A 13,376-nucleotide genomic window follows, 5' to 3' on the forward strand; every position below is an offset into this window, starting at 1 on the left:
TCTCCTTTTTAGAAAACGAGATTGCCGCAGTCTCCGCCAAGCCTGCCTGGCGTCAGACAGGGCGGATCCTTCGCAATGACGGGTACGATACGACCTCGCTACCGTCAACCAGTCTTAAATCTAACGTCTCAAATCTTAAATCTAATCAAAGTAACAAAGATCAAACAATCTCGCATCCATAAATCATCTAACTACTTGATACTAAGTACTAGCTACTATCAACGAGTCCCTTACCGCGCAATTTCTTCATATGTGATCATACATCATCTTAATAAACAGCGGGACATGTTTCCAGACGGGAAACCGGGACTTTTTTTTTAGAAGAAAGAGTAATGATGAAAGAGAAAAGAGATTACGTCACTGCGAGACCTCGGACATTGAGCATGCCGAAATGCAAGAGGTTGAAGCAGTCTCATATTTAGAAATGAGATTGCCACAGTCGTCCTAACGTCCTCCTTCGCAATGACGGGTATGATACGACCTAGAATCCGTAAACAAGTCTTTTGTCTAGCGTCTGGCGTCTAATATCTAACATAAAATCTAACCAAAATGAAAAACATAACGAACCCCATACTCACCATCATGATCATCAGTATCATTCATTTATTGTCTTCCTGCCAGGATTTTCTGGATGAAAAGCCCAGTACTGATTTGGTAGTTCCTGATAATCTGGAAGATATTCAGGCCTTATTGGACAATGAATATATTATGAACAGGAATTCCGAAATGGGCGAGGTGGCCTCGGATGACTATTTTATCAGCAAGCAGGAATGGAACAGTTGGAATGAGATTACCCGTAATGCCCATGTCTGGGCAGATATTATCTTCCCAACAGGAAGGGCTATTTCATGGAATGCCTTATATGAACAGGTTTTTTATGCCAATGTAGCCCTGGAACAACTCGACGATATTGTGCCAGATTCGAATGAGCAAGTGGACTGGGACCGTCTGAGGGGATCTGCCCTGTTTTATCGTGCAAGTGCTTTTTACAATCTCCTTAGGATTTTCACCATGCCCTATCATCTGGCAGATCCCGATTTGGGCATTCCCTTGAAATTAAGTGCTGATGTTAATAAACTGGTAAAAAGGTCTTCCATCGAAGATAGTTATGCCCAGGTAATTGCAGATTTGAAAGTGGCATTGGACTTCTTGCCTACGAGGGCTACCATTGCCACCAGACCTTCCAAGCAAGCAGTTTATGGGCTATTGGCAAGGGTTTATCTTTCTATGGGAGATTATCAGAAAGTGTTTGATTACACTTCACTTGCACTTGAACTGGGAAATGAACTGATGGATTATACCAATATAGAGCAGGGAAATACTTTTGGTTTCAAGAGGCTTAATGAGGAAGTGGTCTATTGCAGTTATTTTTCATCAGGTTCCATTGGTTATACTTCTGATACATTTATCCTACCGGAAATCTATGAAAGTTATGGAGACGGTGACCTAAGAAAGTCACTGTTCTTTACCCCAGCCAATCAAGATGGCCATGTCAAATTTAGGGGAACCTATATGGGTAACCTCTTTCTATTTGATGGAGTGGCCACGGATGAACTTTTGCTGAACAGGGCGGAAGCAGCTTTAAGACTGGGCAATGAGGAGCTCGCTTTGGAGGATATGAACTATCTGTTGGAACACCGATTTGAGGCTGGAAAGTTTGAACCCATAGCAGGGATTTCTGGGGAGGATTTATTGGAACGGATATTGGAAGAACGAAGAAAAGAATTGGTGTTTCGTGGATTGCGTTGGGAGGATTTGAGGAGGCTGTCTGGCAGTCAATATGAACAGACACTCACTAGGGACTTGGATGGGGAAATCTACACCTTGGAACCAGGTAGTCCAAAATATGCCTATCCCATACCCTTGGATGAATTGCAGCTGAATGATATGGTACAGAATCCAAGATAGAAGAAAAGCCAGGGGCAGGGCCTCTGGCTTTTGTATTTGATTAGTTGTTTAATTTAGATCGGTTGGAATTCCCCTTCCACTCTTGAGCCTGGCACTTCCTGTCCAAACTCATCCATTTCACGAGTACAGTCCGTATCGACCTGCTCATCACAATTATAGTCTACCCCCAATTCCTGATTGGTGATATCTTCCCAAGCATGGGTATTAGGGTTCAGGGCCTCTTTGGTTCCCTGCACATCCTCAGCTGAGAGATTGATTGTCAACGCTGTCATGGCTGTCAGCACAAATGCCAACAGCGGTATGTTATTAATGAGCTTTTTCATGGTTGTTTTGGGCTTTTAACTAATCAAAGCCCGAACGTTTATCGTTATGCCTACTCTTTTCAGGATTTTTGGCATCCTCCTCACTTCGCTGCCTGGCACAGGTACTGATTCCACCTAGTATACCTGCCCCATGGAATCGGGCAGCTTATTTTTTGATTATTATTCCTATCCAAGTATATTCTATCTCATTGCCAAATAATTACTCCATTCCCCAGTCCTCTTATTCAACAATTCCAGCTTCCCACCACCAGCATACTAACTGTGTTCATTCCATTCATCTGTGAACAACCACCCCTTCTAATGTTTAGGTTTCGAATTGTTAGATTGGTTAATTGCTTAACCAGTTGCCGTGCTGGTCCAGATTTGCAATCTAGCCCCATAAATAACAGGCATTTGCAATGCCGCCTTCCATTGAATACAATAGCTTAATCCCATTGTCCAGATCCCACTCCGGCGGACAGGACGCCATAAATTTGAGTCTCCGACTCCATCCAAACCCACCATCAAACAGTTTTACAATTCCTCCAATCATATTTAATCAACCAAACCACCATTATCACCAGCATAGGTCCACTAAATACTCTCCCCAGCCCTAGCTGCTCAACAAACCTCCCCCACTATATGGAACCCGGTCAAATACGTTCCTGGCTATGCGGGTATTAAGTTCACTTCTCAACAGAATCTTGCCTTCACTCCAACCCAACAACACATTGACTTATAGATTATTATACCTATACCGAAGGTTCTTTTAATTAATCTAGGCAAATGAAAAATCAAATGGCCAATAATTTTGGCATCTTTTTCATAATGCCCATAAGAATATGCCACCTGGCTTTTCTTAATCCGTCCAAACATGCCAGTTGGCATTTTTCTTAACCCCTGTTGTCCTGTCAGCTGAGCTGCGGGACCATTAAACATGAGTCTCCGACGCATCAGACAAACTCCTCATCCTTAGTCTGTCAATCCCCCAATCCCTAGTCTCATCAGGATGCCTCATAACAGACTCCGAATAAGGCTTAGGATCACAGCAAATTATTCTGATAATCAATAACCATTCAACCATGGGTGTCTTAATCAGCATCCCAACCTACTTGTGTAATGGGACTTTTTAAAAAACAATTGCTGAATGATCCTTTTGAAGGGTTGAACGTTAGGTTTAAACGGTTAAAAGTTTATAGTGGCTTGCCGATTAAACAAATACACAAGTCCTCACGCTGATCCAGATTTGTCCCTGCTGGTTCAGATTTGCAATCTGAACCCATAAATCATCGACGCTGGGCGGGATTTGAAATCCCGCTCCACAAATATCGGGCATTTGTAATGCCCCTAACCCCTAAACATTGCAATCTGTCCCCATAAATCATGGGCATTTGTAACACCTTAAACTATTAAACAGTCAACCTATAAACACAACACATTTCCCCAGCCTGACTGCCGCAAGGCAGCTTCTACAATTCTCCAATCTCCCAGTTCGACATTTCAACAACCCCACAGTTCAACAATTCCACAGTCCCACAATTCAACAGTAAAACATTCCCCCAACCCCACATCAAAGCTGAGGTAAAGCCGGGTGTAGCCCTCTTTTCAGGTTATAAACAACCACCCAACAATGAGCACCTTAACTAACGCCCTCCCTTTCGCATTCCCCCATCAGGATTGTCGCATTCACACTGCCATTCATCGGAACTTATTGGCGAGATTTGTATCTAGTGAAACAGCATTAAGGTTTATTTTGATATAAAAACTTATTGAAGCATGTCTGCATTGAGAGAGAATACATTTACCGAATTTCACCAGACCACTTTGACTTTACTGAAAAGTCTCTCCGCTTTAACTGAAGAACAATTAAACTTTCTTCCACCAAGTGGCTGGTCAGCAGGACAGCTTGGGGACCACCTATTAAAGTCCTATGCATCTGCTGAGACTTTAAATGGGAAAACAAAAGCGACCACTCGACCCATTGACCAAAAACTGGCGTCTGTTAAAACCTTATTCACTGACAATACCATCAAAATGGAATCACCGGAAGCCATTTTACCCTCCCAGGAGAAAATAAATAAAAAGGATTTAATAGATCACTTAGAAGAAAGAATTGGGCAAATAAAAGAAGTCATACTGAACAAGGATTTATCATTAACCTGCATTGATTTTTCAATCCCTGAGTATGGAGCGTTCACAAGATTCGAATGGGTCTGGTTCAATATCTATCATACGCAAAGGCATATTCACCAATTGAAGCATATCGTACAATCAAATAACCTTAAAGAAATTTAATCAAAATGAGGACCCTGGACATCATACAAGCTTATTTTCATGCTACGAAAAAAGTGATCGGGCTACCTTGGAGAACCTGCTTGAGGACAGATTTGAATTCAGTAGTCCTCATGATAAAAAATTGGATAAGCTTTCCTATTTCCAAAGATGCTGGGGCTTCAACAAAAGCATCAAACAGTACCATATCCTGAAGCGCCTATATAATAAAAATGAAGTTTTTCTAAGTTACAGAGCAATGACTTATGACCACCAAGAAATCGAAAATGCGGAATATTTTGAAATTAAAGGCGGGAAAGTCCTCAAGCGCTAAGCATACGAAAATCCCTACGCAGCTTTAAGATAAATAGGTAATTTTCAAATTAATTCGCGTCCTTGTTTATTTCTTTAATGACTTCATCGAGTTCATTGGCAGACTCTAAGATATACCCCAATGTTTCATAAATATCCTCCCGATTATCTTTAATCAGTTCCAGATAATTGACCAATAACATGATTCTAGCCAAGGGGGCCCTTACTTCATGGGACTGTTTCCAGGCGATTTCCTTCAGCTTTTCATTCTGCCTCTGCACCAACTCCATTTGTTTTTTCATTTCGGAAATATCTTCAATGGCACCTACAGTCCTGTTCGGCAGCCCTTGCCCATCTCTCAAAATACAACACCTGGCCTTCACATGCATTTTCCCTCCGTCTTTGGTCTTTACCTGATACTCTTTTTCCCAATAATTCTGATTTTTATCTCCACATACTATCTCAAAAGACCTCCATACTTCCTCTCTTTCTTCCTCCACAATATTTAATAGCCAGGAATCATTACGCCCCAGCTTGTCTATTTCCTTATAATCCACTTTTTCCTTTAATGCTTTGCTTTTATATACCACCCCCAATTTATGGTCTACATCCCAAATCATTTCCTTGGTAGCCATCAGTGCCAAATTAAAGCGATCATTACTTTCCTTTAGCTTATCTTCAGTATGCTTTTGTTCTGTAATATCCTGTATAACCCCTTCGATTCTCAAGGGTTTTTTGTCCTGGTCGGTCAAAACATTCACAGTTTGCTTCACCCATCTTATTTCATTGTCAGCAGTGATGATTCTATGGGTATATTCTTTGGGGCTTTGCGCTGCCAGTTCTTCAAAAGTCAAAGCTTCCATCAAATACCGATCATCGGGATGAAAAGTTTTTATTATATTCTCATAAGTAGGAATAAAGTCATCTTTCCTATAGCCATAAATTTTATAGGTTTCAGGTGTCCATTCAGACACATCTTCATCTAAATTACGCGACCAATACCCCAGCTTGGCTATACATTGGGCCTGGCTTAATCTTTTGAATGCTGTCTGAAGGGCCATTTCCGACTTTTTCCTATCGCTTATATCCTGCCCCATCACAAAAAATAATTTCTCCTCCCGACTTATATTCTTTTTCCACAACACCCATACATCTCCTTCCATTTCAACTTTGCATTTGCACTCTATTTCGGAAAGTTTTCCATCTGTTTCCATAAAACCATTTACCTTTCCTTTTTCCTCATCAACTGCCAAGGAAGTGAATTTTTCTCCAATCAATATATTGGCTCCGAACAGTTTGGTAAATGCCGCGTTAGCTTTTTTGATTTCCCCATCAAAGCCAACAATAGCCAAAAGGTTACTGGAAATATTGAAAAAAGTTTCCATTTCCGTCTCAAATATTTTGTATTTGATCGCACCGCCAATCTGTTTTGCTATTTCAAACAAAAAATACTCCCATTCATATACGCATACTCCCTCAATAGAAGAAAAAAGAATGAACACCCCTATAAATTCATTTTCATAAAAAATTGGTACGCCTATCCCCTTATCCAGTCCAACTGATCTGGCCTCAGTTCCCCGCTTAAATGCTATATGTCCGTAAAGATTTTCCCATACAAGCGGTTTTCCTAATTCCCATACCATCCCAGGAAACCCCTCTCCCTTTTCCGCTTTATTAAAACTCGATATTAATTTGTGTTTGGGGTTTTTATGGACTGCTGCATTTAAATCCAGACGATTGCCGTCCTTGGACCTGATCCAGATTTCACACCTATCCAGTCCTGTAAAATCAAGCAGTTCTGTTAGCCCTCTCTCCAGTGCTACCCTTAGCTTTCCGGGCTGGCTGATGGCTGTGGACATGCGGAATTTGAGGTTGTCCATACGGTCTTTTTGTACGGATTTGGAGATGTCTCGAACTATTCCCACTATCCGTATCGCCTTGCCCTCCTCATTCCTGATGGCACTGCAGAAATCCACAACTATGGTAAAACTTCCATCGGCCCTTCTCATCCGATAATTAAGGGAGAGGTGATGCTGCTCACTGTTTTTTATAAACTGGTCTACCTTCCATATGACTTGTTTACGGTCATCTGGATGAATATTTTCCTTCCAAAAATCAATATGAAAAGTGCTTTGGGCCTTGTCCACATATCCAAACACCGTTTCCATAGCCTTCCCCATTGGCGTTACCTCTCCAGTATGCATATCGATATCATAGATATGGTCTTCGGATGCTAAGGTGGCCAAGCGGTACCGTTCGTTGACCATATCTATCTCTTGCTGCTGCTTGAAATCGGTAACGTCTACTGAATTGGCCAAAATACCTTTGATTGATTTATTGGCCAGCATATTTGTCAAACTTGTCTCTATCCACCGATAATTACCGTTTCCATCCATGAAACGAAACGGTGCCACTTTCACATACTTCGTGGTAAACACACTTTCAAGATCTTTACTGACCTTCTCCCTATCTTCAGGATGTATAAACTCAAAGGGGCTCCTTCCAATAAAACCATCGGGAGGAATCCCTAGGACATGGGAGGAAGTCGGGCTTACATAAGTATATATACCATTCTCGTCCAATACGGCAATCAGGTCAGTTCCTTCCTGCACCAAGGCCCTGAACTTTTCCTCACTGTCTTCCAGCTTCTTGTATAAATGCCATTTTTCAGCAAAATGAGATAAGCTACTACTAATCGATGAAATAAAATGACCATTTCCACTTTGCGAAGCTATGCCAGATGGTTCCATCAAAAATAAGAGCAGACCAATAATCTTTTCTTGAATCAGGATGGGTATAACCAAAATATATTTGTCACTTTGCCCCCATATGCCCTTAAACATAGTACCGACCATGGAGCAGCTCGGATATACTCCTGGCACAATAGGTTTGGAAGATGGTACAATAACATCCCCTGTTCGCTTAAATTGGCCAGACCTCTTTTTAAGATGACAGGTATAACTCACACAACCGGAATCCATGAACTTATCATATTCAAGAAAACACGCACTTTTGGCCGGAAAAGCATCAAATAAAAGCGAAGTCACCTGTTCTATGACAAAACTCAGATCACTGCTTTTCATCAATTCTGCATTGATCCTGTCAAGCAATTTCAGCTGCTCTTTTTGTCTTGAAATTTCTTTATTAAAATTAAATCGCTCGGTCTTATCTATGGCCGTGATGACCTCCGCCTTTTTCCCCTGATAATCTATCTTTTTCCCTCTTATTAAGACCTTAATAATCGTTCCATCTTTCTTTTTATGGGTAAATAGATCGTCATCAGGTGAAGTTTCTCCTTTTCTCAAAGAATTAATAGCCGCCCGGAACCTTGGCAATTCCTCTTCCGGCCTGATATCTTCAAGGCTCATAGAAAGGAACTCTTCCTTCGAATACCCATAATGGGAAACGGCTTCCTCGTTCACGTCCAAAAATTTCAATGAGTCTATGTCATATATCCACATAGGAAACGGGGAATATTCCAATAACCCTAATAATTCATTGTCCAATTGATACATTTGGTTGGCCATGGTTATACAATTTCAAATGTCACTGTTGACAATTAAATAGACATATAATTTACTGAACGATTCTACCTGAAATATAGGTTGTGGGTTGATCCTACAAGGGTCTTGGGTGAGAGAGTGCCAAATTCATTCCGAAATTTTATTAAGCACGTAGATTTCCCTTGTAAGAATCAATAAGGCCCTACTTCTATTTATAAAGTTAACTTTATAATTATAGTTTAAAAATGCTCCTCAAAAAAATAGTTAGCGTTATTCTACATACACTTTTTTACCATATTGATATAAAGCCCTTTACAGACCTTTGTCTGTTATGCCCAAGGTCCTGTCAAGTGAATAATGTTCTCCGCTAATCTAAAAATTGAAACCTGCATAATCTAATATCATGCTTTGGTGGCCTTTCGATAGCTTAAAATTTTGCCGTAAACAATATTTTGCATGCTTTTTGCAAATTGGCTGCCTATATTTAATTTTTAACACAACGAAAAATGAGCAGATTTTCAGAAGTAAAGGAATTAATAGATTCCCTAGAACAAGATTTCACCAAGTTTTATGAGCAAGGTAACAAGGCAGCAGGAACCCGTGTAAGAAACGGCATGCAGACCATCAAGACCCTGGCTCAGGATATCCGTACCGAAGTACAGGAAATAAAAAACAAGGACAAATAATCTTATGAACAAAAAAGGGGCTAATCCCTTTTTTTGATTTATTGACTTTCAATTAGCCAGAAAGGACAATATACCCAAGCTGTGGACAGTGGTTTCCAACAATATTTTAAAGCCACTTAGTTTTTTGAATTGTCCCCTTTGTATACTTTGGAATTTTAGTAATTGGTACCCATGCTTATACCATATGGCATCCCTTCTCACCCTATCAGTTTGCACATAAGCCCTATTTGGCCCAAGAACTTAATAAAACCCAAAAGCCGTACAGATCTATGCGGCTTTTGGATCTAAATGATATATTGAATATCGGTTCCTTCTTATTGAAAGAACCTACTAGGAAGCTGAACTGGAAAGGGATGACTGTATCTGACCACAGTGATTGACCTTACAGACAGAAAGTTGATAGGCTGGTCTTTCAGCATCAGCATGTCAGTGGAAAGCACTTCGGTTGCAGCTTTGAAAATGGCCATCAAAACCAAGGGTACAAGAAACGGGTTGATGTTTATTCAAACAAGGAGATCCAATATGCCTGTTTTAACTTGCAATTCCACTTGAAGACTTACACCCTAACTTGGAAGCATAAATTGATGTTTCTACCTATAAAACTATATCTTGCTCATCTGCAGAATACGCTGCTCAACGTTTAAAAAAGTTACTTACAGGCTTCAAACAGTTTCCTTAATAACTTATTATTAATAGGCAATCTTACTACAACAAGCCATTTTTAAAATAGATATTTAAAAATGGCTATCCCGCAAACCAAGCCAGAAGGCTGGTAGATCAGTCTGCACCATATTGGCCCCTAAATCCAGCCACTCCTTTTGATTTTCGACATCGGGCATAGCTTGAATCTTTTTATCTCTATCTCCCAAACTATTGATCCAAACCCTCAAACCATACTTTTCTGCCTTTTTTATGGTTTTAGCTGTATAAAAACTAGGATCAATATGAATAGCCTCAGGATCAAGCCGTTTTACAGCTTTCTTGATGTCTTTGGTATGATATGCCCTGGGCATTAGAAGCGCCTCTGGAAGTTTGGTTTTGATTTCTTCCAATACTTCCCAATCCGAATCAAAAAAGATCAACTGCTCACTCACCTCCACCATTTTAACTACCTCCATAACTGCATCGATTTGGTCGGTCTTCATGTCCATATCCACCATGATTTTCCCTTTACAGACTTCCAATGCTTCTTTCAAGGTAGGGACTTTTAAGTGGCTGACTTCCACCTTATCCAACAAATAAAAACTTCTCACCTCTTTATAACTGAGCTGCTCTATATCTCCTTCTCCATTGGTAGTCCTGTCCACCGTTTGATCATGTAAAATAACAGGAATACCATCCGAAGTAACCCGAATGTCAAGTTCCACAATATCCACTCCCAAATCAATGGTCTGCTGAATGGCTGGAAGGCTGTTTTCAGGATATTGATGATGGGCAGCCCTATGAGCTGCCACCATCAGGCTCGTAGTATTTAAAAATTGATTTCTGATCTCACCCACTTGTGCTTGAACCAATTGGACAAGCATCAAGCTGAGTAAAGTCAAAGCAATACATTTAAATATTTGTCTGCTATTGATCACTCTTGAACTCTTTCTTCGGTATTGGGAATTTGATTAATCAAGGTATTTTCACCTTTTGTGTTCTTCTGCAATTGAAAAGCATCATATAGTTCTCCTCTGGCTGTCAAAGCTTTGAAAGAAAGGGTATCTCCTTCTATATTTATCCACTGAAAAAGTTGGGTATTATAGGCTTTCCTGTCCATCCAAGGATCATTTGCGACATCATACATCTTTGGTCCACTCACCGACACCACATACATGGGGCCCTTGCCCAATTCTGGTTGGCCATTGACATTAAGGACCCGGCCCCGTGCATAAGCATGATCATGGCCCTGTAATACTAGATCTACACCATATTCCTCCAAAATCGGTTGGATATACGCTTGCATATCCTCATTATTTCTATTGGGTTTAGTAGAATAAATAGGATAATGAAAAGTCACTATCGTCCATTTCTTGGGATCATTTTCTAATACCTCTCGAAGCCACTTCACCTGTGCCATCCTCTTCTCGGGGATTTCATCGATCTGTTCTCCATCCAGAGAAATGACCTTAAGATGGGGATAATTGACCTCATATGCCATTTCTTCCAATCCTTCAGGACCATTTTTCGGTAAATTGAATTGGGGTCGCCAATGCTTGGAAAGAAAAACCCCTTTTGCATATTCATGGTTTCCTGGCGTCATCATCACGGGCACTGAAGCATGGATAAAACTCCCCGCCTCAAACCATCCACCCCATTCGTAGTCAGCATCCTCATGATTGATCAAATCTCCCGCATAAAGCATAAAGTCAACTTTGGGAAACTGAAAATAAGCTTCACGAATCACCCTACTCCACATGGAGTACACATCATTTTGGGCATCACCAAAATAAATCAGACTTAAAGGCCCCTCAGCTGTTGGCATGGTAAACTGAAACCATTCACTCCAGGCCTTTTCAGATCCTACTCTGTAGACATAAGTTTGTCCAGCCTCGAGACCTGTGAGCATGCCTTCATGGTAATTGGCCTCTATCACAGGTTCATCATCCTGCTGACTACTCAAAAAGCTTGTTTTAGCTTCAATACGTTTGGCGATTTTACGAAATTCCGGACCAGCAGTGGCCACTGCATATTCTATATAGGAAACAGCTTCACTGGTGGCTGTCCGCCAATTGATCCCCACTGCTTCCATTGGATTTTCTGCCAGATTAAGGATAATTCTGTCTGGCTGAACAGTAGGCATTAGGTGCTTCTTTACCATCACTTTCACGGAATCGCCATATAGATCCGTACTGCCGGTGGCCCATGCTGTATCCGGAACAACCACTAACAAACACAAAACACTAACAATCAATACTTTAATACAATTCATTATCTTTATACTACTTGTTTTCTAAAAGATTTTTCTTAGCTTTATCTGTCTCTATTTTTTTAATGCTATTCATCATAATAACTGTAAGCCAAAGCTTTTGGGCTATTGTTCCATGTTAATTTTATATGAAGATGAATACGAAACCTTTAAAATTTACCCTAGTCATCCTGATCAGCTGCTTGTCCTTTCTGTCCTTTGCCCAAGAAAGCAATCATGCCTTAGAAAAGTACTTGGAAACTCCAAGTCCTGACTTTCAATTTGAAGTGCTCCACAAATTGAAAAAAGGGCAACTCACACAGTATGAACTCCTTCTCACTTCCCAACGGTGGAAAGGCTATACTTGGAAGCACCGTTTGGTGATCCTCGCCCCAAAACACATCGAGCATGATCAAGTGTTATTGTACATTGGCGGTGGCCGATTAAAAAATGGACTTCCCCAAAAAAGAAAACGGGATGACGATGTGGTCCAAGGTCTGGAAAAACTGGCCCTTCAAAACAAAGCAATAGTTGGCGCTATATTTCAGGTTCCTAACCAGCCCATTTTTGATGGACGTGTAGAAGACGAGATCATTTCATACACTTTGCATCAGTACCAAGAAACGGGTGATGAAACTTGGCCACTGCTTTTTCCTATGATAAAATCTGTGCAAAAAGCCATGGATGCCATTGAAGAGTTTTCAACTGAAAAGCTACAGATTTCTCCACAGCACTTCTTACTGACCGGACTGTCCAAACGAGGATGGACTACTTGGCTTACAGGATCGCAGGATCCTCGCGTAAATGCCATTGCCCCCATGGTTATCGATGTGCTCAACATGCCGGTGAGCCTTCAGTATCAAATTGCTATGTGGCAAGATTACAGTCCTGAAATTCAAGATTATGTTGATTTGGGCATTCCCCAGCAGTCCAATACCCCAGCAGGTAAAGCCACGATCGCCATGGTAGACCCCTATTCGTATAAACAACTGCTCACCATGCCAAAACTGGTTTTTATGGGCACCAACGATCCTTACTGGCCAATAGATGCGGCAAAGAATTACTGGAAAGAAATCCCTGGTGACAATGATCTTGTCTATATCCCTAATGTAGAACACGGCCTTGGTGATGGAAAAATAGCATTACAAAACCTCAATGCCTTCTTTGAATACCAATGCCTCCAGCAAGCATTGCCAGAAGTGAATATGGAAGTATCCCATTCAAATTCCAATTACATTAATATTAAAGCCTCCTTCTCTGGAATTCGCCCTGATCGCATTGAAATCTGGGAAGCTGCGTCTGAAGAAGATATGGATTTCAGGGATGAAAAGTGGACCTCTAGTAACTTTCAAGGGCCTTCACAAAAAGTTGCTTTGCCAAAAGTCGGACAAAAAGCATTGTACCTGGCCTATCATTTCACCAGTCCTAATGGAAAACCTTATTATTTATCCAGCAAAATTATACGGATAAATACCGATGGGATAGTGCATTGAGGGACGAAAAA

Annotated in this window: 10 protein-coding genes; 5 read left to right on the plus strand and 5 right to left on the minus strand. The window is 40.8% G+C overall.

Annotation, left to right across the window (positions count from 1 at the left end):
* The first annotated feature begins 549 nt into the window (after positions 1–549).
* On the plus strand, positions 550–1,908 hold the full coding sequence (locus H7U17_RS18280; RefSeq protein ID WP_186758208.1) for a RagB/SusD family nutrient uptake outer membrane protein: 1,359 nt from the start codon (positions 550–552) through the stop codon (positions 1,906–1,908).
* Positions 1,909–1,961: 53 nt separating this feature from the next.
* On the opposite strand, the gene H7U17_RS18285 is transcribed toward H7U17_RS18280, so the two are convergent.
* Positions 1,962–2,231, minus strand: coding sequence for a hypothetical protein (locus H7U17_RS18285; protein ID WP_186758209.1), 270 nt, complete (start codon positions 2,229–2,231; stop codon positions 1,962–1,964).
* Between the two features lie 1,755 nt (positions 2,232–3,986).
* Between H7U17_RS18285 and H7U17_RS18290 the strand changes: the two genes are divergently transcribed.
* Both H7U17_RS18290 and H7U17_RS18295 read left to right on the plus strand, forming a co-directional pair.
* A complete protein-coding gene (locus H7U17_RS18290) occupies positions 3,987–4,505 on the plus strand; it encodes a DinB family protein (protein WP_186758210.1) in 519 nt (172 codons plus the stop codon).
* Positions 4,506–4,572: 67 nt separating this feature from the next.
* Complete coding sequence (locus H7U17_RS18295) at positions 4,573–4,815, plus strand: hypothetical protein (protein ID WP_186758211.1); 243 nt, start codon at positions 4,573–4,575, stop codon at positions 4,813–4,815.
* Positions 4,816–4,864: 49 nt separating this feature from the next.
* Here H7U17_RS18295 and H7U17_RS18300 read toward each other — a convergent pair whose 3' ends face one another.
* On the minus strand, positions 4,865–8,320 hold the full coding sequence (locus tag H7U17_RS18300; RefSeq protein ID WP_186758212.1) for a PAS domain S-box protein: 3,456 nt from the start codon (positions 8,318–8,320) through the stop codon (positions 4,865–4,867).
* Between the two features lie 482 nt (positions 8,321–8,802).
* Here H7U17_RS18300 and H7U17_RS18305 point away from each other — a divergent pair, with 482 nt between their 5' ends.
* Positions 8,803–8,982 carry a histone H1 gene (locus tag H7U17_RS18305; RefSeq protein WP_186758213.1) on the plus strand — a complete coding sequence of 60 codons (180 nt, stop codon included), beginning with the start codon at positions 8,803–8,805 and terminating at the stop codon, positions 8,980–8,982.
* Between the two features lie 314 nt (positions 8,983–9,296).
* Here the strand turns inward: H7U17_RS18305 and H7U17_RS18310 are convergent, their stop codons facing one another.
* The 3 genes from H7U17_RS18310 to H7U17_RS18320 form a co-directional block, all read right to left on the minus strand.
* On the minus strand, positions 9,297–9,449 hold the full coding sequence (locus H7U17_RS18310) for a hypothetical protein (RefSeq protein ID WP_186758214.1): 153 nt from the start codon (positions 9,447–9,449) through the stop codon (positions 9,297–9,299).
* Positions 9,450–9,716: 267 nt separating this feature from the next.
* Complete coding sequence (locus tag H7U17_RS18315) at positions 9,717–10,526, minus strand: glycerophosphodiester phosphodiesterase family protein (protein WP_230981488.1); 810 nt, start codon at positions 10,524–10,526, stop codon at positions 9,717–9,719.
* Positions 10,527–10,558: 32 nt separating this feature from the next.
* Complete coding sequence (locus H7U17_RS18320; protein WP_186758215.1) at positions 10,559–11,896, minus strand: purple acid phosphatase family protein; 1,338 nt, start codon at positions 11,894–11,896, stop codon at positions 10,559–10,561.
* 131 nt (positions 11,897–12,027) lie between these two features.
* Here H7U17_RS18320 and H7U17_RS18325 point away from each other — a divergent pair, with 131 nt between their 5' ends.
* Positions 12,028–13,365 carry a PhoPQ-activated pathogenicity-related family protein gene (locus H7U17_RS18325; RefSeq protein WP_186758216.1) on the plus strand — a complete coding sequence of 446 codons (1,338 nt, stop codon included), beginning with the start codon at positions 12,028–12,030 and terminating at the stop codon, positions 13,363–13,365.
* Positions 13,366–13,376: the final 11 nt, after the last annotated feature.

Source organism: Echinicola salinicaeni (genome assembly GCF_014280965.1).
In the GTDB taxonomy this organism is placed as follows: domain Bacteria; phylum Bacteroidota; class Bacteroidia; order Cytophagales; family Cyclobacteriaceae; genus Echinicola; species Echinicola salinicaeni.

Bases quoted from the DNA above. Each gene is read 5' to 3' on its own strand.
- H7U17_RS18280 (WP_186758208.1), top strand. From the start codon at position 550: ATGAAAAACATAACGAACCCCATACTCACCATCATGATCATCAGTATC.
- H7U17_RS18285 (WP_186758209.1), bottom strand. From the start codon at position 2,231: ATGAAAAAGCTCATTAATAACATACCGCTGTTGGCATTTGTGCTGACA.
- H7U17_RS18290 (WP_186758210.1), top strand. From the start codon at position 3,987: ATGTCTGCATTGAGAGAGAATACATTTACCGAATTTCACCAGACCACT.
- H7U17_RS18300 (WP_186758212.1), bottom strand. From the start codon at position 8,320: ATGGCCAACCAAATGTATCAATTGGACAATGAATTATTAGGGTTATTG.
- H7U17_RS18305 (WP_186758213.1), top strand. From the start codon at position 8,803: ATGAGCAGATTTTCAGAAGTAAAGGAATTAATAGATTCCCTAGAACAA.
- H7U17_RS18310 (WP_186758214.1), bottom strand. From the start codon at position 9,449: ATGGCCATTTTCAAAGCTGCAACCGAAGTGCTTTCCACTGACATGCTG.
- H7U17_RS18320 (WP_186758215.1), bottom strand. From the start codon at position 11,896: ATGAATTGTATTAAAGTATTGATTGTTAGTGTTTTGTGTTTGTTAGTG.
- H7U17_RS18325 (WP_186758216.1), top strand. From the start codon at position 12,028: ATGAATACGAAACCTTTAAAATTTACCCTAGTCATCCTGATCAGCTGC.